Raw genomic sequence first — 22,686 nt, forward strand, 5'->3', positions numbered from 1 at the left:
TTCAATTTTGAATGTTTAAGCATTCAGAGTTAAGTGACGATAGCCTAGGAGATACACCTGTACCCATGCCGAACACAGCAGTTAAGCCCTAGAACGCCGGAAGTAGTTGGGGGTTGCCCCCTGTGAGATAAGGTAGTCGCTTAGCCTTTTTCCGCCATAGCTCAGTTGGTAGTAGCGCATGACTGTTAATCATGATGTCGTAGGTTCGAGTCCTACTGGCGGAGTATAGAAATTAGACCAGTGGACTGGTTTTTTTTATTTTCATTTTTTTCAAAACCTAGATTGTCTGTTTTGATCTTCCGAGTGAAGTCGCAATATCTGAATCTTTTATTTTTTCTTGATAGTATGCTTCTATCATTACAAGCCCGTTTATGGTAAGATGAGTATGGGTCATTTATGTAAGTTCCTTTCAGACAAATGTTGTGTTTATCTGTTCCTAATATCAATGGCTTATTCTGTCTAGCTTAATTTTACAAATTGGGAAGTATAAAAGCTCCGTTATAAGAACGGAGCTTTTATACTTTTAGTTATTTGGGAAAAATGCATCATATAGGGCTTTAATGGCTTTTTCTTCTTGATCTTTACTTACAACGAACATAATAGAAACCTCACTAGATCCTTGTGAGATCATTTGAATATTAATTTCATTTTCTGACAGTGCCTTAGCTGCAGTTGCGGTAACCCCTACTTGGCTCTTCATTTTTTCACCAACAATCATAATGATTGAAAGATCATGTTCAATTTCAGCTGTGTCAACTTCGAGCTTTTGTGTTAATTGTTTCAGAATTTCTTGTTCTTTGATCGGAGTCAGTTCACGTGAACGCAAAATGATGGACAAGTCATCGATTCCAGTTGGCATATGTTCCCAACTAATATTGAGATCTTCTAATATTTGAAGGACTTTTCGACCAAAACCGACTTCTCGGTTCATGAGGTATTTGGTAGTGTTGATACTAACGAATCCTGAATCACCTGCAATCCCTACAACAGTCACATGATCATTTGAATGTTCCAAAACAATTCGGGTTCCTGGGTGGTCTGGATTATTTGTATTTTTAATGACTAATGGAATTTTACCTCTGTATGCTGGAACGAGTGCTTCATCATGTAAGACTGAAAAACCGGCATAGGCTAATTCACGCATTTCCTTGTAAGTTAATTCAGGAATTGAATGTGGGTGTTTAATAATACCTGGATGTGCTGCAAAGATACCATTTACGTCTGTAAAGTTTTCGTATAAGTCTGCTTTTACACCAGCTGCAATGATCGATCCTGTAATGTCAGATCCACCACGAGAAAATGTACAAATGTCCCCATCTTGGGTAACACCAAAGAACCCTGGAATGACAATTACTTCACTTGCATCTTTTAGTTCTTCAATTTTATCGTAACTAGAAGGTAAAATACGAGCGTTGGAAGGTTCCGCAGTTACTGTGATTCCTGCTTCTTTTGGATGGATATATTTTGCTTCTAATCCATTTTGATTGAAATAGGCAGCTATGAGTTTAGCGTTGTTATTTTCACCGGCTGCCAAAAATGCATCGTATGTAAATGGATTTCCTTTTTTAGGCAAATTTGTCAGATCATAGATATCTTCAGCAATTTCTTGAATGATAGAATCTTTGAGACCCAATTCTTCTGTAATGGCACGATAACGCTCAATAATCCACTGTTGTGTTTGCGTAACATCTTTATCTGAAGTGAATTCTTTATAATAACGGATCAGTGCATCTGTTACTTTTGTATCTTCTGCATTTCGCTTACCAGGAGCTGATACAACTACAAATCTTCTTTCTGGATCATCTTTAATGATATTAAGTACTTTTTTTAATTGTGGAGCTGATGCTAGAGAACTTCCACCGAATTTAGTTACTTTCATATTTTCTCCTTAATAGTTTCATTAGTACATTATACCAAAGTTCAGTTATTGATACAATGTATTTATAAATAGGGCATAAAATTGGTGGATCTAAGAGGCTATAAATTGTCATGATTCAAATTTTACAATTTTGTTACATCTTATAGATATATTTTACTATTCTTATTTTTTATGGTATGATATGTTATAATTAAAAAGTTTTAATATCAAAATATTTTATATTTAAATAAAAGGAGTCTGTGATGTTTGAAACAATTTTGTATTCTGTCGAAAACGATCTCGCGTCAATTTCTTTAAATCGTCCTGAAGTTTCTAATGGTTTTAACATTCCAATGTGTCAGGAAATTTTGGCTGCCTTGGAAGATGCAGAAAAAAATGAGGAAGTAAAATTCATTATTCTATCAGCAGAAGGGAAAATCTTTTCAGTTGGTGGAGATTTGAGTGAAATGAAACGCGCAGTCGATGCAGATGACATCGAGTCTCTTGTTTTAATTGCTGAATTAGTTAATACTATTTCTAAGAAAATTAAGCAATTACCTAAGCCGGTTATTATGGTAGCTGATGGAGCGGTCGCAGGAGCGGCGGCCAACATAGCAGTAGCTGTTGATTTTTGTATAATTAGTGATCGTACAAAATTTATCCAAGCCTTTGTTGGGGTTGGTTTAGCACCAGATGCGGGTGGGTTATTCTTATTAGGAAAAGCTATTGGTATGTCTCGGGCTACTCATTTAGTAATGACAGGTGAAGCTTTGACTGCAGAAAAAGCATTGGAGTATGGCCTAGCTTACCGCGTTTGTGAATCTGAAAAACTTGAGAAAACGGTTGATCAATTGCTTAAAAAATTAAGAAGAGGATCTTCAAATTCTTATGCTGCTATGAAAGAAATGGTTTGGGAAGCCTTCTTGAAAGAATGGGACCAATATGCGAATCTTGAATTAAATTTGCAAAAGAAACTAGCATTTACAGAAGATTTTAAAGAGGGGGTTATTGCCTACTCTGAAAAACGTCGGCCACAATTTAAAGGAAAATAAATTTGTATCTTTTCCATGTTTTGTGAAAAAAAGCTTGCAAATTATTTTCATTTTTGATAAAATTTGACTATCAAAGTAAAATTAGGAGGTGGAGTTTTGAATTACCAATTAGTTAATGACTATTTAACATCCATCTTTAATAATGTTTTGGTTATCGAGGAGACGAGCCTAAGAGCAAGTCGATTTAAAGATGTTTCTATTAAAGAAATGCATACGATCGACGTGATTGGTTCGACACCGAATGCAACCCCGAGTGATATTTCACGGGAGTTGATGGTGACTTTGGGGACTGTCACGACAAGTTTGAATAATCTTGAGCGCAAAGGGTATATCGAAAGAAGAAGATCTGAAGTTGATCGCCGGGTTGTACACTTGAGTTTAACAAAGAATGGTCGTCTACTTTATCGACTTCATCAGCAATTCCATAAACGGATGGTCAACCAAATTATTGGAGATATGAGCCCCGAAGAGAAGAAAGTGATGCAAAAAGGATTGCAAAATCTGTATCGCTTCTTGGAGGAAATTAAATAATGGTCTTTGCTAAAATTAGTCAAGTTGCTCATTATGTACCTGACCAAGTCGTATCGAATGATGATTTAGCTGAGATTATGGATACAAGTGATGAATGGATCAGTAGTCGGACAGGCATTCTTCGTCGTCACATTTCAAGAGATGAGACGACCAGTGATCTTGCAACAGTTGTCGCACAAAGATTATTAGCAAAAGCAAACTTAGACGCTGAAGAAATTGATTTTATCGTTGTCGCTACAATTACTCCAGACAGCTTAATGCCATCGACCGCAGCCCGGGTACAAGCTAATATTGGAGCTTCTCGAGCCTTTGCTTTTGACCTGACTGCAGCATGTAGCGGATTTGTATTTGCATTAGCCACTGCTGAAAAATACATTTCTTCAGGGATGTACCGGCGAGGGATTGTGATCGGTAGTGAGACGCTTTCAAAAGTATTAGACTGGTCAGATCGCTCTACTTCAGTACTTTTTGGAGATGGAGCTGGCGGTGTCTTGCTTGAAGCGAGCGATCAAAAATCGTTTTTGTCTGAAAATCTCTTTACGGATGGTAGCCGAGGTTCTAGTCTTGAATCTTGCTATTTGGGTCTGTCTTCTCCTTATTCAGAGGAAGTTACCGATCGAAGATATCTGACGATGGATGGACGGGCAGTTTTTGATTTTGCAATTCGTGATGTCACGAAAAGCATTCAAAAGATTATAGCAGACGCCTCTATGGAAGCAGAAGAGATTGACTATTTTCTTTTACATCAGGCGAATGACCGAATGTTAGATAAGATGTCAAAAAAACTGGGTGTCTCTAGAGAGAAGATCCCAGCAAATATGATGGAATATGGGAACACTAGTGCTGCTAGTATCCCCATTCTATTATCGGAGTGTGTCGAGAATCATCGAATCAAGATGGATGGAAGTCAAAAAATTCTTCTTACAGGATTCGGTGGAGGTTTGACATGGGGCACACTTCTTGTTACAATCTAGTTAAACATGTGGAAACACATTTTAAAAATTTATATATTATTTTTTAAGGAGGCCTGTCATGGCAGTATTTGAAAAAGTACAAGAAATTATCGTTGAAGAACTTGGTAAAGAACCATCAGAAGTAACTCTTGAATCTACATTCGAAGATTTAGAAGCTGATTCATTGGATTTGTTCCAAGTGATCTCTGAAATCGAAGATGCTTTTGATATCCAAATCGAAACTGAAGAAGGATTGTCTACAGTTGGTGATCTTGTCGCTTACGTAGAAGAAAAAACAAAATAATGATAGATGAGAGTATCGAAAGATATTCTCTCTTGTTTAGGTAATAGTTTGAGGCTCAAAGAAACAATCTTTCGAACTCAAACTATTACTTAAGCGAAAAAAGAGGTAGGTATAATGCAAACACGAATTACTGAACTATTGAATATTAAATATCCAATCTTCCAAGGTGGTATGGCCTGGGTTGCTGATGGCGACTTGGCAGGAGCCGTTTCAAATGCTGGTGGACTCGGAATTATTGGTGGCGGTAATGCCCCTAAAGAAGTGGTAAAAGCTAATATTGATAGAGTAAAACAAATCACTGACAAACCTTTCGGTGTTAATATCATGCTTTTGTCACCATTTGCAGATGACATCGTTGACCTCGTTATCGAAGAGGGCGTTAAGGTTGTTACAACAGGAGCCGGAAATCCAGGTAAATATATGGAGCGTTTCCACGATGCTGGAATTACAGTAATCCCAGTTATTCCATCGGTAGCACTTGCTAAACGTATGGAAAAACTTGGAGCAGATGCTGTTGTCGCAGAAGGTATGGAAGCTGGTGGTCACATCGGTAAATTGACAACTATGGCACTTGTTCGCCAAGTTGCTGATGCGGTATCTATCCCAGTTATTGGAGCTGGTGGTGTTGCTGATGGACGTGGTATGGCTGCTGTTCTTATGCTTGGAGCAGAAGCTGTTCAGGTTGGTACGCGTTTCGCTGTTGCTAAAGAGTCTAATGCACACCAAAACTTCAAAGATAAGATTTTGAAGGCTAAAGATATTGATACTGTTATTTCAGCCTCAGTTGTTGGACACCCAGTTCGTGCGATTAAGAATAAATTGGCTACTGAATATAACCAAGCTGAAAAAGATTTCTTGGCAGGTAAGAAGACTCAAGAGGAAATTGAAGAGCTTGGTGCAGGTGCCCTTCGTAACGCGGTTGTTGATGGAGATGTGGAATATGGTTCAGTTATGGCTGGACAAATTGCAGGTCTTGTTCGTAAAGAAGAAACATGTGCAGAAATCTTGGAAGACCTATACACAGGTGCTGCCAAGGTGATTAAAGAAGAAGCTGCTCGTTGGGCAGATGTAAACGTCTAAAAACGTCGAAAGGATTAGGATAGTGACAAAACGTGCGTTCTTATTTGCTGGTCAAGGGGCTCAGAAATTGGGCATGGCGAGCGATTTGTATGCGGCTTATCCCGTTGTTAAAGAGACATTTGATACGGCTAGTCGTATTCTAGGCTATGATTTGCGTGAATTGATTGATTCTAACGAAGAAAAACTGAATCAGACACGCTATACTCAACCAGCTATTTTGACAACGTCAGTAGCCATTTATCGTCTCTTAGTAGAAAATGGTATCACTCCTGATATTGTTGCCGGCCTCTCTTTGGGGGAATATTCTGCCCTGGTTGCGGCTGGAGCTCTTTCGTTTGAAGATGCAGTAGCTTTGGTTGCGAAACGAGGTGAATTCATGGAAACGGCAGCTCCCGCTGGAAGTGGGAAAATGGTTGCTGTTATGAATACAGATCCAAGTTTGATCGAAGAGATTTGTCAACAAGCATCTGAAAAGGGTGTAGTGACACCAGCTAACTACAATACACCAGCACAAATTGTGATTGGTGGTGAGGTTGCAGCTGTGGACTATGCTGTGGAACTATTGAAGGAAGCAGGTGCCAACCGCTTGATCCCTTTGAATGTGTCAGGTCCATTCCACACAGCCTTACTGGAATCTGCTAGTCAAAAATTGGCGGCTGAACTAGAAAAAGTATCATTTAATGATTTTGATCTTCCTTTAGTTGGGAATACAGAAGCTACAATCATGAAGTCAGAAGATGTGAAAGCACTTTTGGCACGTCAAGTAAAAGAACCGGTTCGTTTCTATGATTCAATTGCTACGATTCAAGACTTTGGTGTAGATGAAGTCATCGAGATCGGACCTGGAAAAGTCTTGTCAGGATTCTTGAAGAAAATTGATAAAACTCTTCCAACTCATAACGTCGAAGATCAGGCTAGTCTAGATGCACTTCTGAATGCTTAAAACGAGGTAAAGATGGAACTTAAAAATAAAAATGTTTTTGTAACAGGTTCAACACGCGGAATTGGATTGGCTGTGGCTCATAAATTTGCGAGTCTCGGTGCCAATGTTGTCCTAAATGGACGTTCTGAAATTTCTGAGGACTTGCTTGCACAGTTTGCTGACTATGGTGTGACTGTTGTTGGTATTTCTGGAGATATTTCTAATGGCGAAGATGCGCAACGTATGGTGGCTGAAGCAATTGAAAAGCTTGGAAGTGTTGATGTTTTGGTCAATAACGCTGGCATCACAAACGACAAGTTGATGTTGAAAATGACTGAAGAAGATTTTGAACGGGTCTTGAAAATCAACTTGACAGGTGCCTTTAATATGACTCAAGCTGTCTTAAAACCGATGTCTAAAGCTCGTCAAGGGGCCATTATCAACATGTCCTCTGTTGTTGGTCTAATGGGGAATATTGGTCAAGCGAACTATGCAGCTTCAAAAGCTGGATTGATTGGTTTTACCAAATCTGTTGCGCGTGAAGTTGCGGCTCGTGGCGTTCGTGTGAATGCCATTGCACCTGGTTTCATTGAATCAGATATGACAGACGCTATTCCAGAGAAAATGAAAGATGCCATGCTAGCTCAAGTGCCAATGAAACGAATTGGTCAAGCTGAAGAAGTAGCAGAAGTTGCGGCTTTCTTGGCAGGTCAAGAATATTTAACTGGTCAAACAATTGCCATTGATGGCGGAATGACTATGCAATAATGAATGCTCACTGATCGAAAATCACTTACTTAAATATCCATCCGACAAAAGGAGAATATATATGTCTACAAATCGTGTTGTTGTTACAGGTTACGGTGTAACCTCACCAATCGGAAATACACCAGAGGAGTTCTGGAATAGCCTTCATGAAGGAAAAATTGGAATCAAGCCCATTACGAAATTTGATGCTTCTGAAATTCCAGTCTTTAATGCTGGTGAAATTCAAGATTTCCCATTCGATAAATATTTCGTGAAAAAAGATCAAAATCGTATGGATACTTACTCATTGTATGCAATCTATGCTGCGATGGAAGCTATTGAAAATTCAGGCTTGAATATGGAAGAAGAAGACCGCGATCGTGTAGGTGTGATTGTATCCTCTGGTATCGGTGGTTTGCAAGAATTGGAAGACCAAATTATCCGGATGCATGAACGTGGGATGAAGAGAATCCAGCCAATGTTTATTCCAAAAGCTCTTTCAAACATGGGAGCTGGAAACATCGCGCTTAAGATTGGGGCTCAAGGGGTATGTAAATCAGTGACAACTGCTTGTGCTTCTGCCAATGATGCAATTGGTGAAGCTTTCCGTGAAATTAAATTTGGTATGCATGATGTTGTTTTGGCTGGTGGTGCTGAAGCTTCTATTACCAAGATTGGTATTGGTGGTTTTAATGCCCTTACAGCTCTTTCTACAACGGAAGACCCAGAACGTTCCTCTATTCCATTTGACAAAGACCGTAATGGTTTTGTAATGGGGGAAGGTGCAGGGGTTCTCGTGATCGAAAGCTTGGAACATGCCCAAAAACGTGGTGCTAACATTTTGGCTGAGATTGTTGGTTACGGTTCAAACTGCGATGCCTACCATATGACAACGCCAACACCAGACGGTTCAGGTGCTGCCAAAGCGATTAAATTGGCGATCAATGAAGCTGGTATTAAGCCTGAAGATGTCGATTATGTCAATGCACATGGTACATCTACACCCGCCAATGAAAAAGGTGAAAGTGGAGCTATCGTTTCTGTACTTGGTAAAGAAGTTCCTGTATCATCTACTAAATCATTTACAGGTCACTTGCTTGGTGCTGCTGGTGCAGTTGAGGCGATTGCTACCATCGAAGCTATTCGTCATAGCTTTGTACCAAAAACGGCTGGTACCAAAGAATTGTCTGACTACATCGAAGCCAATGTTGTTTATGGTGAAGGCCAAGAAGCGGATATTCAGTACGCTATCTCAAACACCTTTGGTTTTGGAGGGCACAATGCTGTTCTGGCCTTTAAACGTTGGGAGGGTTAATTCATGAATATTTCTGAAATCAAAGATTTGTTGGCTCAATTTGACGCGTCAACTTTGCGTGAATTCTCATATAAAAATAACGGCGAAGAATTGAATTTGAGTAAAAACCAAACTAGTTCAGTTACGGCTACACCGGTTGCTCCTGCACTTGAAGTGGTAGCGGCCCCTCAAAATCCTGCAGTAGCCCCTGTTGTTGAAGTACCAGCAACTCCAGCTGTAGCAGCTGAAACAGTTGTTGCTCCAGCTCAAGAGGCTGAAGGTGATGTCGTTGAAAGTCCATTGGTTGGTGTGGCTTACTTGTCACCAGCTCCGGATAAACCAGCCTTCGTATCTGTAGGAGACAAGGTCACTAAGGGTCAAACACTCTTAATTATCGAAGCCATGAAAGTGATGAATGAAGTCCCAGCACCTAAAGATGGGGTAGTCACTGAAATTTTGGTAACGAATGAAGAAATGGTTGAATTTGGAAAAGGATTGGTTCGAATCAAATGACAATTGATATTAATGCTATTCGTGAGGCTTTGCCGCATCGTTACCCAATGCTTTTGGTGGATCGCGTTTTAGAAACAAGCGAAGATACGATTGTTGCCATTAAAAACGTGACAATTAATGAACCATTTTTTAATGGACATTTTCCACAGTATCCTGTTATGCCAGGTGTTCTCATCATGGAAGCTTTGGCACAAACAGCAGGTGTACTAGAGTTGTCAAAACCTGAAAATAAAGGGAAATTAGTCTTTTATGCAGGGATGGACAAGGTGAAGTTTAAAAAACAAGTCGTTCCAGGAGATCAACTGGTGATGACAGCTACTTTTGTCAAACGTCGTGGAACAATTGCTGTTGTTGAAGCGAAAGCAGAGGTAGACGGTAAGCTTGCAGCTTCAGGAACACTTACTTTTGCAATTGGAAATTAAGAAAGGCCTATCTATGTTTCGTAAGATCTTAATCGCCAATCGTGGTGAGATTGCAGTGCGCATTATTCGTGCGGCTCGTGAACTTGGCATCGAGACGGTTGCGGTGTATTCTACTGCTGATAAAGAAGCCTTGCATACCTTACTAGCGGATGAAGCAGTCTGTATTGGCCCTGCTAAATCAACAGAATCTTATTTGAATATGAGTGCTGTCTTGTCTGCAGCTGTCTTAACAGGTGCAGAAGCTATCCACCCTGGTTTTGGATTTTTAAGTGAAAACTCAAAATTTGCAACCATGTGTGAGGAAGTGGGCATTAAATTTATTGGTCCTTCTGCTAAAGTCATGGATTTGATGGGGGATAAGATTAATGCTCGTAAACAGATGATCAAAGCAGGAGTGCCTGTTATTCCTGGATCAGATGGTGAAGTGTATACTGCTGAAGAAGCCCTCGAGATTGCCGAACGCATCGGTTACCCTGTGATGTTGAAAGCATCTGCAGGAGGCGGTGGCAAGGGAATTCGGAAGGTTGAAAAACCAGAAGATTTGGTTGCTGCTTTTGAATCTGCTTCCTCAGAAGCTCAAGCTGCTTTTGGGAATGGTGCCATGTATATGGAGCGGGTGATTTATCCGGCACGCCACATTGAAGTACAGATTTTAGCGGATCAGCATGGACATGTCATTCACTTAGGTGAACGCGATTGCTCTCTTCAACGGAACAATCAAAAAGTTCTAGAAGAATCCCCTTCAATTGCTATCGGAAAAACTCTTCGTAATCAAATTGGTTCTGCTGCTGTTCGGGCTGCTGAATCAGTTGGGTATGAGAATGCTGGAACGATTGAATTCTTGTATGATGAAGGCAAGGGTGAGTTCTACTTTATGGAAATGAATACCCGTGTGCAAGTGGAGCATCCTGTCACAGAATTTGTAACAGGAGTTGATATCGTTAAGGAACAGATTAAAATCGCAGCTGGCCAAGAATTATCCGTTACTCAAGAGGATATTGTCATTAAAGGCCATGCGATTGAATGCCGGATCAATGCGGAAAATCCTTCCTTCAACTTTGCACCAAGCCCAGGTAAGATCACTAATCTCTATCTTCCAAGTGGTGGGGTTGGCTTGCGTGTGGATTCTGCTGTGTATCCTGGTTATACGATTCCGCCATACTATGATAGTATGATTGCTAAGATCATTGTCCATGGGGAAAATCGCTTTGATGCACTGATGAAAATGCAGCGAGCTCTTTATGAGTTGGAAATCGATGGTGTCACAACCAATAGTAGTTTCCAGTTGGATTTGATTTCAGATTCACATGTGATCGCTGGTGATTATGACACTGCATTTTTGATGGAACAATTCCTTCCAAATTATAATAAGGAATGATGAAAAAGCCTGGACTTGTGAGGGAAGTATGAACATCATCTTCACAGTTTCAGGCTTTTATAGTAATGCTTCAGATACTGTAGCATATTATAAGGAGTAAGTAATGGCATTATTTTCTAAAAAAGATAAATATATTCGGATCAATCCGAATAGGTCAGCCTGGAAGGAGCCTCAGCCAAAACCTGAAGTTCCTGATGAACTATTTTCACAATGCCCAGGTTGTAAACATACCATTTACCAAAAGGATTTAGGTAGTGAGCGTGTCTGCCCGAATTGTGGCTATACCTTCCGTATTTCTGCTAAAGAACGCTTGGCGCTGACAGTGGATCCAGCTAGCTTTGAAGAAATGTTTACAGGAATCGAAACGACAGATCCTTTGAATTTCCCAAATTATAAGAAGAAACTAGCAGCAGTGCGGGAAATGACAGGATTGGATGAAGCTGTCCTGACTGGAACTGCCTTGATTAAAGGGCAAGAAGTTGCGCTTGGGATCATGGATTCCAACTTTATCATGGCTTCAATGGGTTCTGTAGTAGGCGAAAAAATTACTCGTTTATTTGAATTTGCGACAAAAGAAAAATTGCCAGTTGTTCTTTTTACCGCTTCCGGTGGTGCTCGGATGCAAGAAGGAATCGTGAGTTTGATGCAAATGGCGAAAATTTCTGCGGCTGTTCAACGTCATTCTAAAGAAAAATTATTCTATTTGACAGTATTGACAGATCCGACAACTGGTGGGGTGACAGCCTCATTTGCTATGGAAGGTGATATTATCATGGCAGAGAGTCAGGCCTTGGTCGGGTTTGCAGGTCGGCGCGTGATCGAATCAACTGTGCGTGAAAAATTGCCAGATGATTTCCAAAAAGCAGAATTTCTACAAGAACATGGATTTGTAGACTTGATCGTGGAGAGAAGCCAAATCCGAGCAACAGTTGGACAATTATTGGCCCTTCATGGAGGTAAACATGAGTAAAATAACACAGATTATTAAAGAGGCACGTGACCAAGGAAGATTGACTGCGCTTGATTTTGCTCAAGGAATTTTTGATGATTTTATCGAATTACATGGAGATCGAAACTTCCGTGATGATGGTGCGGTGATTGGTGGAATTGGACGCTTAGGCGATCAAACGGTTACAGTCGTTGGAATCCAAAAAGGAAAAAATCTTCAAGATAATCTAAAACGTAATTTTGGGCAACCCCATCCAGAAGGCTATCGAAAAGCTTTGCGCCTCATGAAGCAAGCGGAGAAATTTGGTCGTCCAGTTGTGACCTTTATCAATACAGCGGGTGCTTATCCTGGTGTTGGTGCTGAAGAACGAGGACAAGGGGAAGCCATTGCCCGTAACCTCATGGAAATGAGTGATTTAAAAGTTCCGATTATCGCGATTATCATCGGAGAAGGTGGTTCTGGTGGTGCCTTGGCTCTTGCTGTGGCAGATAAGGTCTGGATGCTTGAGAACTCCATCTATGCGGTCTTGAGTCCAGAAGGTTTTGCCTCTATTCTTTGGAAAGATGGTAGTCGTGCCATGGAAGCAGCAGAGTTGATGAAGATTACTTCTCACGAATTGTTAAATATGGACATTGTCGATAAGGTGATTCCCGAGCATGGATTTTCGAATGGAGAACTACTGGCTCAAGTGAAGAAGGAAATCCAAGCAGAATTGAAGGAGCTACAAGCCTTGCCTCTCGAAGATCTTCTAGAGCAACGTTACCAACGTTTTCGTAAATATTAAAAAACTGAGCTTGCAATTTGCAAGTCTCAGTTTTTTTAAACTTTATTTTGGTGCGATGACTTCAGCGCCACCCATATATGGACGAAGAACTTCAGGAATGGTTACAGAACCATCTTCGTTTTGATAGTTTTCAAGAATAGCAGCGACGGTACGTCCAACAGCCAATCCAGAACCATTCAAAGTGTGAAGAAGTTTGACTTTACCATCTGCTTCGTCACGGTAGCGGATTTGCGCACGGCGAGCTTGGAAATCTTCTGTATTGGAACAGCTTGAGATTTCACGGTAGGTGTTTTGCGCTGGAATCCATACTTCCAAGTCATAAGTCTTGGCAGCTGAGAAGCCCATGTCTCCCGTTGAGAGAGCTACCACACGGTATGGAAGGTTGAGTTTTTGAAGGATATTTTCAGCATTGACAACCATTTTTTCCAATTCATCATATGATTCTTCTGGTTTGGCAAATTTCACCATTTCAACCTTATGGAATTGGTGCAAACGGATCAAGCCACGGGTATCACGACCGGCTGAACCAGCTTCTGAACGGAAAGATGGACTCATAGCGGTGAAGTAGATTGGAAGATCTTTCCCATCAAGAATTTCATCGCGATAGTAGTTTGTCAAAGGAACTTCAGCTGTTGGAATGAGGACATAATTGGTATCGCTAAGTTCAAAAGTATCTTCCTTGAATTTTGGATATTGACCAGTACCAAACATAGAATCATGGTTGACCATGTAAGGAGGGATGACTTCAGTGTAGCCTTCCTTGCCATGTTCATCCAACATGAAGTTGTAGATAGCACGTTCTAAGCAAGCTCCAAGTCCTTTGTAGAAGAGGAAACGAGCACCAGTGACTTTAGCCCCGCGTTCCCAGTCAAGGATACCAAGGTCTTCACCTAAATCCCAGTGAGCTTTTGGTTCGAAGCCAAATTCGCGAGGTGTTCCCCAACGGCGAACCTCAACGTTGTCATCCTCATCTGCTCCAACAGGGACACTGTCAGCAGGGATGTTTGGAAGGGTAGTAGTGAATTCAGTTAATTTGGCATCGATTTCAGCCAATTCTGTATCCAATGCTTTGACTTCTGCAGAAAGAGTTTGCATGGCAGCAATCTTATCATCTGCATTTTCTTTGTTGCGTTTAGCTTGTGCGATTTCAGCAGATACAGTGTTACGCTCTGCTTTGAGATTTTCTACTTTGACTAAGATATCTCGACGTTTGGCATCGATTTCTTTCATTTCATTCAAAATAGCTGCATCTACGCCACGTGTTGCCAATTTTTTAGCAACCGCATCAAAGTCTGTACGAATCCGTTTAATATCTAACATAGCTTCTCCTTTAACAAAAAACACACCTGTTAGAGTGTTGGAGTGGCAGAGCCACGGTTCCATCCAACTTCACAGGTGTGCACTTGATTCAATATTGTATTTTAAAGAAACGGTAGAATTTCAATTAAGATTTCTATCTGCTCGCAGCAACCGCAGACTTTCTGAAAGAGCCTCTTAACTTACTTATCCGTTTGCGTCTATTATACAAGAAAAGATCCTATTTTGCAAATAGATTTTTAATTTTAGCCGTGATGGTTTGGATCAATGTAGGAAGTTTGACAATTTTATCATTTCCTAGATGTTCCCGAGCAATCTTTAAAATTTTTCCAGAGTCTTTTGAAGCAAAGAGAAATTTTGATTCTCTAGTATAGATTTCAAAATGGCGGCTAATTTTACGTCCGGATACATTGGCTCCGATTTGATCGATTTCTTGCCAGGGAATTTGGATGTAGTCTTCAACATTAGCATCCGCATAAAATTCAAAAGCGGCATTCCCGACTAGGATTTTTCCAACCTTTCCCCCCACTCCAAGGTAAGAAACCCCTGTAGTATGGAATTCAACGGTTTTATTCAATGATTGAGCCATGAGATCCTCCTGTATTGCTGTTCACTCCATTATATCATAATAAAAAGAAGGCCGAAACCTTCTTTTTAGTTGATCTTTACTTACATCAAGCCAGCAACGTGCGCTAATACACCGATTACAAAGAGAGCGATGATGATAGTGATTGGAGATACTTTTTTCTTCAACAACCACATACAAGCAAAAGTAAGAAGCAATCCCATCAAACCAGGAATCAATGAATCCAAGTTTTGTTGGAAAGTTGTAACTTTTTCAGGTGTTTGAGATAGGCCTGAACCAACTTGAGCGAAGGCTTCTTGAATTCCTTTGAAACCTTCAGGAAGTTTATCCCAATGGATATAAGCTTTGTCGTCTAATTTGACAGAAGAAACATTGAAGACGAATTTAATAGATACCCAACGTTCTACCAAGACAGCGAGGATGAACATCCCAAGGATAGAAGCCCCTTTGGTGATGTCTTGCAAGATCCCACCAGACATATCTTTGGTAATTTCAGAACCTGCTTTGTAACCAAGTTCTTGCGTGTACCACAAGAAGGCCATACGAATCGCATTCCATGCGATAAAGAAGATGAGTGGACCAAGGATATTACCAGATGCAGCAAGTGATGCACCAAGAGCCCCAAGAATTGGACGTACTGTAAACCAGAAGACTGGATCTCCGATACCCGCCAAAGGACCCATCATACCAATTTTAACCCCTTGGATAGCAGCATCGTCAATAGCGGCACCGTTTGCTCTTTCTTCTTCAAGAGCAAGCGTTACCCCGATGATAGGAGCGGCAACGTATGGGTGAGTGTTAAAGAATTCCATGTGACGCTCAAGAGCAGCCGCTTGGTCTTCTTTCTTTGTGTAGAGTTTTTTGATAGCTGGGATCAATGAGTATGCCCAACCCAAGTTTTGCATCCGTTCATAGTTCCAAGAACCTTGCAAGAAGGTTGAACGCCACCAAACTTTTTGACGATCTGATTTAGATAATTGTAATTTTTCAGTCATGATAGTGTCACACCTTTCTTAATAGTCTTCGAGAATGTCGCCAATTGGATCGTTAGAAGTAGCGGCACCGCCACCTCCATTGCCACCTTTCTTAGAAAGAGTAAGGTAGATCAAGGCAAGGGCAACACCAATTGCTCCAAGAGCGATCAAAGTTAATTGGCTAACGGCTGCAAGAGCAAAACCGATGGCAAAGAATGGCCATACTTCACGGCTCGCCATCATGTTGATAACCATGGCATAACCAACGGCTACAACCATACCACCACCGATTTGCATTCCATCAGAGAGCCATTTTGGCATTTGTTCAAGAGCAGTTTTGACAGTTTCAGCAGGAATCATCAACAAGAGGGCTGCAGGAATGGCGATACGAAGACCTTGAAGAAGAAGGGCCACAAAGTGAGCGCGTTCTACACCTTTGATATCCCCTTTTCTAGCAGCAGCGTCGGCAGTGTGAACCAAACCAACGGAAAGGGTACGGACGATCATGGTCAAGAAAAGACCAGCAACTGCAAGTGGAATAGCGACACCTTGAGCGACAGCGATTCCTTTTGTACTGAAGTCTCCCCCAAGTACCATGATGATGGCAGCAGCGACAGATGCAAGGGCAGCATCGGGTGCAACTGCGGCACCAATGTTTGCCCAGCCAAGTGCAATAAATTGAAGTGAACCACCAAGCATAATGCCAGCAGTCAAGTTACCTGTTACCAAACCGATTAAGGTACAGGCAACAAGTGGTTGGTGGAATTGGAATTGGTCAAGGATACCTTCAAGACCTGCTAAGAAGGCAACAACGACCACTAATACCATAGAAATAATAGACATGTTTAAAATCCTTTCGTAAGTAATCGATTATTGAACGTTAGCTTTGTTAATTAAGTCAAACAAATCTTTCTTAGAGTCATTTGGCACTTTACGGACGTCAAATTCTACTCCAAGATCACGCATTTTTTCAAATGTAGCCACGTCATCTTTATCCATTGACAACACATTGTTAACCATGGTTTTACCAGTTGAGTGGGCCATTGAACCAACGTTCAAGGTTTTAATCGGAACACCACCTTCGATGGCGCGAAGAGCATCTTGAGGTGTTTCAAATAAGATCAAAGCATGGGTATTTCCAAAACGTGGATCTTTTGCAACGTCGATCAATTTTTGAATTGGGACAACGTTTGCTTTCACACCATTTGGTGCCGCTTGCTTGATCAATTCCTTACGGAGTTCATCTTTAGCAACAGAATCTGAAGCAACAATGATCCGATCGGCTTTTGAATCAGGTGTCCAAGCAGTTGCGACTTGTCCATGAAGAAGACGTGTATCTAAGCGGGCAAGGTTAATCTTGAGTTTTCCATCTCCGATAACTGTTCCTTCTGGAATAGCAGCTTGGGCTACAGGAGCAGCAGCGGCTGTACTAGCTTCTTCAACAGGATTCAATTCTTCTGGAAGGGCTTTGACACCGTCTTTTGCTTCCTTGATGATGTTTGCAGCGACTTGATCAACGCCGGCATTTGCATCCATCAAACGTTCTGTATAAGCTTGAATCAACATCGGAAGGTTCAATCCTGTGATGATCGCAAATTTACGATCTGGATTTTCTCCCATGACGCGACTTGCTTGGTTAAATGGAGAACCACTCCAAAGGTCAGCCAAAACCAAGACTTCATCTTCTGCATCAAATGCGGCAACAGCTGCATTAAATTTAGCATAGAGATCATCCGGGCCTTCACTTGGCATGAACGTAACCACTTGAACTTTCTCTTGATCCCCAAAGATCATCGAGCCAGATTGGTGGATTCCAGCTGCAAATTCACCGTGGCTAGCAATAATGATACCAATACTCATTATTGACATTCCTCCTTATAAAATTTGTTTGACTTTCAGTTTAAGAAAACTTTAAGCTACTTTATTATAAATCGTTTCCACACTTAAGTCAATTTTTCTATCAAAATCTCGATGTAAAAACATTGATTTATTATATTAAATTATCGTTAGATAGAAAAAGAATGCTCTTGAATGAATTTTGTTTATTACTTGTTGATGCTTAAAAAATCAATAATAGATATGTTTTATAGGATTTTGTTCTCAATGAAAAGATTCCGACAATCAAACGATATTCTCGAAAACAAATATAAATATATAATAAATTGTAAAATAGAGTGATTGAGAGCACTCAAAAAGACTAGCCCAGTTGGGCTAGTCCTGTAGGTTCAGTTGTTTAGTTTGTAAAGTCAAGTACCATACGTCCTTGAATGGTTCCGGCTTCCATTTCGTCAAAGACTTTGACTGCATCTTCTACTGGACGTTTTTGAACGACAGGAACGACCAAGCCTTCTGCCCCAAATTGGAAAGCTTCTTCCAAGTCTTTACGAGTTCCTACAAGAGAACCAATGACTTGGATACCATCTAATACAGTTTTCACAATGCTGAGGTCCATCATTTCAGAAGGAAGACCAACTGCGACCACGCGGCCACCAGCACGAACAGAATCTACTGCTTGGTTGAAAGCTACTTTAGAAACGGCTGTTACGACAGCAGAGTGAGCTCCACCGTTTGTTTTTTCTTTGATCAATCCTGGGACATCTTCGACTTCGCGACCGTTGATGACAAAGTCTGCACCAACTTCTTTCGCCAATTCTAGTTTATCATTGTTGATATCGACAGCGATGACATGTGCGTTGAAGACTTTCTTAGCATATTGAACAGCCAAGTTTCCTAGTCCACCAGCTCCATAGATAACGATCCATTGTCCTGGTTCAGCTTTGGCTTCTTTGATGGCTTTGTAAGTTGTAACACCTGCACACGTAATAGAAGATGCTTGGGCTGGATCTAATCCTTCAGGTACTTTCACTGCGTAATCTGCAGTAACGATACATTGTTCAGCCATCCCTCCATCAACAGAGTAACCAGCATTTTTTACAGTACGGCAAAGAGTTTCACGACCAGTTGTACAGTATTCACAAGTTCCACATCCTTCGAAGAACCATGCGACACTGACACGATCCCCAACTTTTAGGCTCTTGACATCTGGAGCAACTTCTTTAACAATACCGATTCCTTCGTGTCCAAGAACACGGCCTGGAACTTTACCGAAGTCCCCGTGAGCAACGTGCAAGTCAGTGTGGCAGACACCACAGTATTCGATTTGAACAAGTGCTTCCCCTGTTTCAAGTGGACGCATGTCTTTGTTTGCAACGATTTCAACACCAGTACCTTCTGGATTTACAACAACAGCTTTCATTTTGTTCCTCCTTAAGTGAACGAGAAGCGGTTTAAAATTTTTGAAAGCGCTTCTTTAATAACTATGTTAATAATATCACAAACTAGATGACGAGGCAATGAAAAAAATGGAAAAAAAGGGCGGTATTGATTAACCGATTAAGGATTTGGCGCAGAAAAAGACATGAGGGGATAACTCATGTCTGTTAGTTTTATAAGAATAATTGAATGAGTTGGCGCGCGACACCATCTTCGTTATTTGTGAAATCTGTGACGGAATCCGCGTAAGGGAGAAGGACGGAGCTAGCATTTTTCATGGCGTATCCATGACCAGCGAGAGCTAGCATGTCGGTATCGTTGTGCTCGTCTCCAAAGGCAATCAAATCCTTCTGATCCATATTGAGTTTATCTAGAAGGTAGGATAGAGCAGATGCTTTGGTCACATTTTTGGGATTGCATTCCAGAATATTTAAGGGACCACCCCAAGTATTGATAGACAGATTGTAGTCATAATGCCGATTCATTTCATCTGCCAGAGCATATTTGTCTTCCGCTTTCGTTTGAAAGAGGATACAGTTTGGGTCGCTCGTTACCCGCTCGGGATTGAATTGATTTTCTGGTTGGAAAGATTCAATACCGAATAATTTAGGGTCTGCAACGTGCTCATTTGGATCGGTAATAAAGAATTTATTGCGGTATTCACCTGCTATAAAGTCCGCTTGGATGGTATCCCGGTTAGCGACCATATCTAACAGGTATTTTTTATCTAAAGTCAAACATTGTTCATCTGCCCATTTTTTCTCAGGTAGATGCGTAAGGGAGCCGTTAAAATTGATCATCGGAGTATCTAGCTCTAGTTGTTTGTAATAGGTATGTGCCATACGGTAGGGGCGGCCTGTTGTAATAATGACTTTATGACCAAGAGCACTAATTTTTTTAATGGTCTCAATGGTAAAGTCGCTCAATTTGCTTTCGGAATTTAAGAGAGTGCCGTCTAGATCTAGAGCGATCATCTTTTTATGCATATTTCAGTTCCTTTCGAGAAGAATGAGACCATTATATCAGAAAAATCGGAAAAGCGCTCAAAAATCGAGAAGAGAAGTAGGATTTCTTGAAAGGCGAAAGATCTTTTGGTAAAATAGAAATAACGTTCGCAAATTGATTGGGAGCGAGAATGATGAAAAAGGAGTTTATTCTGAAATGGATAAGTTTTTTAAACTTTCAGAACATGGAACCACTGTTCGAACAGAGGTTCTTGCTGGTTTGACAACCTTTTTTGCGATGAGTTATATCCTCTTCGTAAACCCTCAAATGTTGTCACAAACAGGTATGCCAGCTCAAGGAGTCTTCCTTGCAACGATTATTGGATCCGTTGTCGGGACCTTGATGATGGCTTTTTATGCCAATTTACCTTATGCACAAGCACCTGGGATGGGCTTGAATGCCTTCTTTACCTTTACCGTTGTATTTGGTATGGGCTACTCATGGCAGGAAGCTTTGGGGATGGTCTTCATTTGTGGAGTGATTTCATTGATTATCACATTGACAAATGTTCGGAAGATGATCATCGAATCGATTCCGACAGCTCTTCGCTCTGCTATTTCAGCGGGGATCGGGATTTTCTTGGCCTATGTTGGAATTAAGAATGCAGGATTTTTGAAATTCACGATTGACCCTCATACCTATACAGTGGTCGGAGAAGGAGCAGATAAGGCGAATGCAACGATCTCAGCAAATGCATCTGCTGTTCCTGGATTGGTTGATTTTAACAATCCAGCTGTCCTCTTGGCTCTTGTTGGTCTTGCGATTACTATTTTCTTTGTTGTCAAAGGGATTAAAGGTGGGATTATCCTTTCCATCTTAGCAACGACTGTTCTTGGAATTCTCATCCATGTTGTTGATATCACTAAAATTGACTTTGCAAGTAACCATCTAGGAGCTGCCTTTAATGATTTAGGCACGATCTTTGGTCAAGCTTTAGGATCGAAAGGATTGGGTTCTTTGATTTCCAATACGTCTCGTTTGCCTGAGACCTTAATGGCCATCTTAGCCTTCTCCTTGACTGATATTTTTGATACAATCGGAACTTTGATCGGTACGGGTGAAAAAGTTGGGATTGTTGCGACAAATGGGGAAAACCATCAATCAGCGAAATTAGATAAGGCCCTCTATTCAGACCTTGTAGCGACTTCAGTCGGAGCTATTGCAGGAACTTCAAACGTAACGACGTATGTTGAATCTGCAGCTGGTATTGGAGCTGGTGGACGCACTGGTTTGACAGCCTTGGTTGTAGCGATCTGTTTTGCTATTTCAAGTCTCTTTAGTCCTTTGTTGGCGATTGTACCGACCGCTGCTACAGCCCCAATTTTGATTGTTGTTGGGATCATGATGTTGAGTGGCTTGAAAAATATCCATTGGGAAGATATGTCAGAAGCAGTTCCTGCTTTCTTCACCTCTATCTTTATGGGCTTCAGCTACTCGATTACACAAGGGATCGCTGCTGGATTTATCACCTATAGCTTGGTGAAAGTGGTTAAAGGACAAGCCAAAGAAGTGCACAGCATGATTTGGATTTTAGATGTTCTCTTTATTTTAAACTACGTTAGCATGGCTTTGAATTAAGCATCAGGAAGGTACCAAAAAGGAATGGGAGTTGTCTCCCATTCCTTTTTAGATGGATTGAGGGAATGAATGGGAGAATTTCCTGTATTTCCTGATTTTTTTCTCAAAAACAAACCGGAGTCGAACAATTTCTAAAAGAAAGAGCAGATTTTTAAAAAGTTTGGTATAATAGAGAAATGATTAGTCACAATGAAACGGAGCTGATCGCTCTAGGAAAACAGCTAGGAAAACTCTTAGAAAAGCAAGACGTGATCATTTTATCAGGTGATCTAGGGGCAGGAAAAACGACCTTTACCAAAGGAATTGCAAAGGGGTTAGGGATTGATCAGATGATTAAAAGCCCGACCTATACCATTGTTCGTGAATACGAAGGTCGCTTGCCTTTATACCATTTGGATGTTTACCGGATTGGGAATGATCCAGATTCTATTGATTTAGATGATTTTCTATTTGGAAATGGTGCTACCATTATTGAATGGGGAGAGCTGATTGAGCCGAGTCTCTCGGATGCTTATCTTAAAATTTTTATCCGAAAATTAGAAGATGGGCGAGAGTTAGCTTTTGAAGCTCATGGAGCGCGTGCAAAAGCTTTGCTAGCATCCTTTGAGCAGGTGGAAAAAACGGATGACTAAGGAAAAGGAAGTAACAGTAGAAATTCGGCAAGCTGACAGTGCAGATGCGGCTCTTGTCGTTGATTTCTTAAATCAAGTTGGGAAAGAGTCAGATTACATGACGCTAGATGAAGCTGGGATTGGCATGTCTCCAGCAGACATGGAGCAATTTCTGATGGTGCAAGAGATGGCGGAAAACCGGATTTGCCTCTTGCTATTTCTAGATCAGGAACTGGCAGCTTTGTTAAATATCACTGCAGCTTCTCAACGGTCCATTCGGCATATTGGTGATGTCTTTATTGTGGTTCAAAAAGCTTATTGGAATCAAGGACTTGGACAGATCTTGTTGGAAGAAGGGATCGAGTGGGCGCACTCGACCGGTGTTCTTCGCAAACTAGTCTTGAATGTCCAAGTGCGCAATAAACGAGCAGTTCACCTGTATAAAAAGTTAGGTTTTGAGATCGAAGGTTGCCAAGCTCGTGGAGCTTGTTCAGCTGAAGGAGAATTCTTAGATGTTTACCTTATGGGGAAACTGATAGATTAGAGAGAGTATAC

General features: G+C 41.0%; 24 protein-coding genes, 1 tRNA gene and 1 rRNA gene. 18 read left to right on the forward strand and 8 right to left on the reverse strand.

The genetic code is table 11. The features are described 5' to 3' along the window. The first annotated feature begins 29 nt into the window (after positions 1–29). Both rrf and NMM13_RS08795 read left to right on the forward strand, forming a co-directional pair. Positions 30–145 (forward strand): 5S ribosomal RNA (gene rrf / locus NMM13_RS08790). A 5-nt stretch (positions 146–150) separates the two neighbouring features. Continuing rightward, positions 151–224: transfer RNA gene (locus NMM13_RS08795), tRNA-Asn, on the forward strand. Between the two features lie 299 nt (positions 225–523). Here NMM13_RS08795 and NMM13_RS08800 read toward each other — a convergent pair. After that, complete coding sequence (locus NMM13_RS08800; RefSeq protein ID WP_254728477.1) at positions 524–1,879, reverse strand: aspartate kinase; 1,356 nt, start codon at positions 1,877–1,879, stop codon at positions 524–526. A 239-nt stretch (positions 1,880–2,118) separates the two neighbouring features. On the opposite strand from NMM13_RS08800, the gene NMM13_RS08805 reads away from it, so the two are divergent. The 13 genes from NMM13_RS08805 to NMM13_RS08865 all read left to right on the forward strand — a co-directional run bounded on the left by NMM13_RS08805 (position 2,119) and on the right by NMM13_RS08865 (position 12,787). Further along, on the forward strand, positions 2,119–2,910 hold the full coding sequence (locus NMM13_RS08805) for an enoyl-CoA hydratase (RefSeq protein ID WP_070659612.1): 792 nt from the start codon (positions 2,119–2,121) through the stop codon (positions 2,908–2,910). Between the two features lie 96 nt (positions 2,911–3,006). Next, positions 3,007–3,441, forward strand: a complete 435-nt coding sequence (locus NMM13_RS08810) for a MarR family winged helix-turn-helix transcriptional regulator (RefSeq protein WP_009732277.1) — start codon at positions 3,007–3,009, stop codon at positions 3,439–3,441. After that, positions 3,441–4,415, forward strand: a complete 975-nt coding sequence (locus tag NMM13_RS08815) for a beta-ketoacyl-ACP synthase III (RefSeq protein ID WP_247923842.1) — start codon at positions 3,441–3,443, stop codon at positions 4,413–4,415. The genes NMM13_RS08810 and NMM13_RS08815 overlap by 1 nt, the downstream gene beginning before the upstream one ends. Positions 4,416–4,473: 58 nt before the next feature. Then, on the forward strand, positions 4,474–4,698 hold the full coding sequence (locus tag NMM13_RS08820; protein ID WP_003003892.1) for an acyl carrier protein: 225 nt from the start codon (positions 4,474–4,476) through the stop codon (positions 4,696–4,698). Between the two features lie 114 nt (positions 4,699–4,812). Further along, a complete protein-coding gene (fabK, locus tag NMM13_RS08825; protein ID WP_254728478.1) occupies positions 4,813–5,778 on the forward strand; it encodes an enoyl-[acyl-carrier-protein] reductase FabK in 966 nt (321 codons plus the stop codon). Positions 5,779–5,800: 22 nt separating this feature from the next. Beyond that, positions 5,801–6,721: an ACP S-malonyltransferase gene (gene fabD, locus NMM13_RS08830; protein ID WP_223325658.1), complete on the forward strand. Its 921-nt coding sequence runs from the start codon at positions 5,801–5,803 to the stop codon at positions 6,719–6,721. 12 nt (positions 6,722–6,733) lie between these two features. Next, positions 6,734–7,468, forward strand: coding sequence for a 3-oxoacyl-[acyl-carrier-protein] reductase (gene fabG / locus NMM13_RS08835; RefSeq protein WP_003010456.1), 735 nt, complete (start codon positions 6,734–6,736; stop codon positions 7,466–7,468). A 61-nt stretch (positions 7,469–7,529) separates the two neighbouring features. Beyond that, positions 7,530–8,762: a beta-ketoacyl-ACP synthase II gene (fabF, locus tag NMM13_RS08840; RefSeq protein WP_003010454.1), complete on the forward strand. Its 1,233-nt coding sequence runs from the start codon at positions 7,530–7,532 to the stop codon at positions 8,760–8,762. Between the two features lie 3 nt (positions 8,763–8,765). Continuing rightward, positions 8,766–9,254: an acetyl-CoA carboxylase biotin carboxyl carrier protein gene (gene accB, locus NMM13_RS08845; protein ID WP_254728480.1), complete on the forward strand. Its 489-nt coding sequence runs from the start codon at positions 8,766–8,768 to the stop codon at positions 9,252–9,254. Then, a complete protein-coding gene (fabZ, locus tag NMM13_RS08850) occupies positions 9,251–9,676 on the forward strand; it encodes a 3-hydroxyacyl-ACP dehydratase FabZ (protein ID WP_003004019.1) in 426 nt (141 codons plus the stop codon). Before accB ends, fabZ begins: the two co-directional genes overlap by 4 nt. Before the next feature lie 13 nt (positions 9,677–9,689). Then, complete coding sequence (locus NMM13_RS08855) at positions 9,690–11,054, forward strand: acetyl-CoA carboxylase biotin carboxylase subunit (protein ID WP_003003860.1); 1,365 nt, start codon at positions 9,690–9,692, stop codon at positions 11,052–11,054. A 103-nt stretch (positions 11,055–11,157) separates the two neighbouring features. Beyond that, positions 11,158–12,024, forward strand: a complete 867-nt coding sequence (accD, locus tag NMM13_RS08860; RefSeq protein WP_049498149.1) for an acetyl-CoA carboxylase, carboxyltransferase subunit beta — start codon at positions 11,158–11,160, stop codon at positions 12,022–12,024. Further along, positions 12,017–12,787 carry an acetyl-CoA carboxylase carboxyl transferase subunit alpha gene (locus NMM13_RS08865; protein ID WP_254728482.1) on the forward strand — a complete coding sequence of 257 codons (771 nt, stop codon included), beginning with the start codon at positions 12,017–12,019 and terminating at the stop codon, positions 12,785–12,787. The genes accD and NMM13_RS08865 overlap by 8 nt, the downstream gene beginning before the upstream one ends. A gap of 42 nt (positions 12,788–12,829) precedes the next feature. Here the strand turns inward: NMM13_RS08865 and serS are convergent, their stop codons facing one another. The 7 genes from serS to NMM13_RS08900 form a co-directional block, all read right to left on the reverse strand. After that, positions 12,830–14,107, reverse strand: coding sequence for a serine--tRNA ligase (serS, locus tag NMM13_RS08870; RefSeq protein WP_254728484.1), 1,278 nt, complete (start codon positions 14,105–14,107; stop codon positions 12,830–12,832). Between the two features lie 217 nt (positions 14,108–14,324). Beyond that, a complete protein-coding gene (locus NMM13_RS08875) occupies positions 14,325–14,693 on the reverse strand; it encodes a DUF956 family protein (protein ID WP_013904724.1) in 369 nt (122 codons plus the stop codon). Positions 14,694–14,773: 80 nt separating this feature from the next. Further along, complete coding sequence (locus tag NMM13_RS08880) at positions 14,774–15,685, reverse strand: PTS system mannose/fructose/sorbose family transporter subunit IID (RefSeq protein WP_031575187.1); 912 nt, start codon at positions 15,683–15,685, stop codon at positions 14,774–14,776. An 18-nt stretch (positions 15,686–15,703) separates the two neighbouring features. Then, positions 15,704–16,507: a PTS mannose/fructose/sorbose transporter subunit IIC gene (locus tag NMM13_RS08885; RefSeq protein WP_048789380.1), complete on the reverse strand. Its 804-nt coding sequence runs from the start codon at positions 16,505–16,507 to the stop codon at positions 15,704–15,706. A 27-nt stretch (positions 16,508–16,534) separates the two neighbouring features. Beyond that, positions 16,535–17,524: a PTS sugar transporter subunit IIB gene (locus tag NMM13_RS08890; protein ID WP_003010431.1), complete on the reverse strand. Its 990-nt coding sequence runs from the start codon at positions 17,522–17,524 to the stop codon at positions 16,535–16,537. A gap of 373 nt (positions 17,525–17,897) precedes the next feature. Continuing rightward, a complete protein-coding gene (gene adhP, locus NMM13_RS08895) occupies positions 17,898–18,920 on the reverse strand; it encodes an alcohol dehydrogenase AdhP (RefSeq protein ID WP_003003874.1) in 1,023 nt (340 codons plus the stop codon). A gap of 190 nt (positions 18,921–19,110) precedes the next feature. After that, complete coding sequence (locus tag NMM13_RS08900) at positions 19,111–19,923, reverse strand: Cof-type HAD-IIB family hydrolase (protein WP_254728486.1); 813 nt, start codon at positions 19,921–19,923, stop codon at positions 19,111–19,113. A 175-nt stretch (positions 19,924–20,098) separates the two neighbouring features. On the opposite strand from NMM13_RS08900, the gene NMM13_RS08905 reads away from it, so the two are divergent. The 3 genes from NMM13_RS08905 to NMM13_RS08915 all read left to right on the forward strand — a co-directional run bounded on the left by NMM13_RS08905 (position 20,099) and on the right by NMM13_RS08915 (position 22,675). Continuing rightward, entirely contained in the window at positions 20,099–21,520 is a 1,422-nt protein-coding gene (locus tag NMM13_RS08905) for an NCS2 family permease (protein ID WP_070464909.1), read from the forward strand. Positions 21,521–21,696: 176 nt separating this feature from the next. Continuing rightward, on the forward strand, positions 21,697–22,152 hold the full coding sequence (gene tsaE / locus NMM13_RS08910; RefSeq protein ID WP_045760248.1) for a tRNA (adenosine(37)-N6)-threonylcarbamoyltransferase complex ATPase subunit type 1 TsaE: 456 nt from the start codon (positions 21,697–21,699) through the stop codon (positions 22,150–22,152). Further along, positions 22,145–22,675: a GNAT family N-acetyltransferase gene (locus tag NMM13_RS08915; RefSeq protein ID WP_045760249.1), complete on the forward strand. Its 531-nt coding sequence runs from the start codon at positions 22,145–22,147 to the stop codon at positions 22,673–22,675. Before tsaE ends, NMM13_RS08915 begins: the two co-directional genes overlap by 8 nt. The last annotated feature ends 11 nt before the right edge of the window (positions 22,676–22,686 follow it).

This window comes from Streptococcus sp. CF8_St5-11, from assembly GCF_024295625.1.
GTDB lineage: Bacteria > Bacillota > Bacilli > Lactobacillales > Streptococcaceae > Streptococcus.

What these genes read in the sequence shown, in the direction of transcription:
- accD (WP_049498149.1), top strand. Translation starts at nt 11,158, where the DNA reads ATGGCATTATTTTCTAAAAAAGATAAATATATTCGGATCAATCCGAAT.
- fabK (WP_254728478.1), top strand. Translation starts at nt 4,813, where the DNA reads ATGCAAACACGAATTACTGAACTATTGAATATTAAATATCCAATCTTC.
- NMM13_RS08855 (WP_003003860.1), top strand. Translation starts at nt 9,690, where the DNA reads ATGTTTCGTAAGATCTTAATCGCCAATCGTGGTGAGATTGCAGTGCGC.
- tsaE (WP_045760248.1), top strand. Translation starts at nt 21,697, where the DNA reads ATGATTAGTCACAATGAAACGGAGCTGATCGCTCTAGGAAAACAGCTA.
- serS (WP_254728484.1), bottom strand. Translation starts at nt 14,107, where the DNA reads ATGTTAGATATTAAACGGATTCGTACAGACTTTGATGCGGTTGCTAAA.
- NMM13_RS08815 (WP_247923842.1), top strand. Translation starts at nt 3,441, where the DNA reads ATGGTCTTTGCTAAAATTAGTCAAGTTGCTCATTATGTACCTGACCAA.
- NMM13_RS08885 (WP_048789380.1), bottom strand. Translation starts at nt 16,507, where the DNA reads ATGTCTATTATTTCTATGGTATTAGTGGTCGTTGTTGCCTTCTTAGCA.
- NMM13_RS08875 (WP_013904724.1), bottom strand. Translation starts at nt 14,693, where the DNA reads ATGGCTCAATCATTGAATAAAACCGTTGAATTCCATACTACAGGGGTT.
- accB (WP_254728480.1), top strand. Translation starts at nt 8,766, where the DNA reads ATGAATATTTCTGAAATCAAAGATTTGTTGGCTCAATTTGACGCGTCA.
- NMM13_RS08890 (WP_003010431.1), bottom strand. Translation starts at nt 17,524, where the DNA reads ATGAGTATTGGTATCATTATTGCTAGCCACGGTGAATTTGCAGCTGGA.
- adhP (WP_003003874.1), bottom strand. Translation starts at nt 18,920, where the DNA reads ATGAAAGCTGTTGTTGTAAATCCAGAAGGTACTGGTGTTGAAATCGTT.
- NMM13_RS08915 (WP_045760249.1), top strand. Translation starts at nt 22,145, where the DNA reads ATGACTAAGGAAAAGGAAGTAACAGTAGAAATTCGGCAAGCTGACAGT.
- fabG (WP_003010456.1), top strand. Translation starts at nt 6,734, where the DNA reads ATGGAACTTAAAAATAAAAATGTTTTTGTAACAGGTTCAACACGCGGA.
- NMM13_RS08800 (WP_254728477.1), bottom strand. Translation starts at nt 1,879, where the DNA reads ATGAAAGTAACTAAATTCGGTGGAAGTTCTCTAGCATCAGCTCCACAA.
- fabZ (WP_003004019.1), top strand. Translation starts at nt 9,251, where the DNA reads ATGACAATTGATATTAATGCTATTCGTGAGGCTTTGCCGCATCGTTAC.
- NMM13_RS08905 (WP_070464909.1), top strand. Translation starts at nt 20,099, where the DNA reads ATGGATAAGTTTTTTAAACTTTCAGAACATGGAACCACTGTTCGAACA.
- NMM13_RS08880 (WP_031575187.1), bottom strand. Translation starts at nt 15,685, where the DNA reads ATGACTGAAAAATTACAATTATCTAAATCAGATCGTCAAAAAGTTTGG.
- NMM13_RS08865 (WP_254728482.1), top strand. Translation starts at nt 12,017, where the DNA reads ATGAGTAAAATAACACAGATTATTAAAGAGGCACGTGACCAAGGAAGA.
- NMM13_RS08820 (WP_003003892.1), top strand. Translation starts at nt 4,474, where the DNA reads ATGGCAGTATTTGAAAAAGTACAAGAAATTATCGTTGAAGAACTTGGT.
- NMM13_RS08900 (WP_254728486.1), bottom strand. Translation starts at nt 19,923, where the DNA reads ATGCATAAAAAGATGATCGCTCTAGATCTAGACGGCACTCTCTTAAAT.
- fabF (WP_003010454.1), top strand. Translation starts at nt 7,530, where the DNA reads ATGTCTACAAATCGTGTTGTTGTTACAGGTTACGGTGTAACCTCACCA.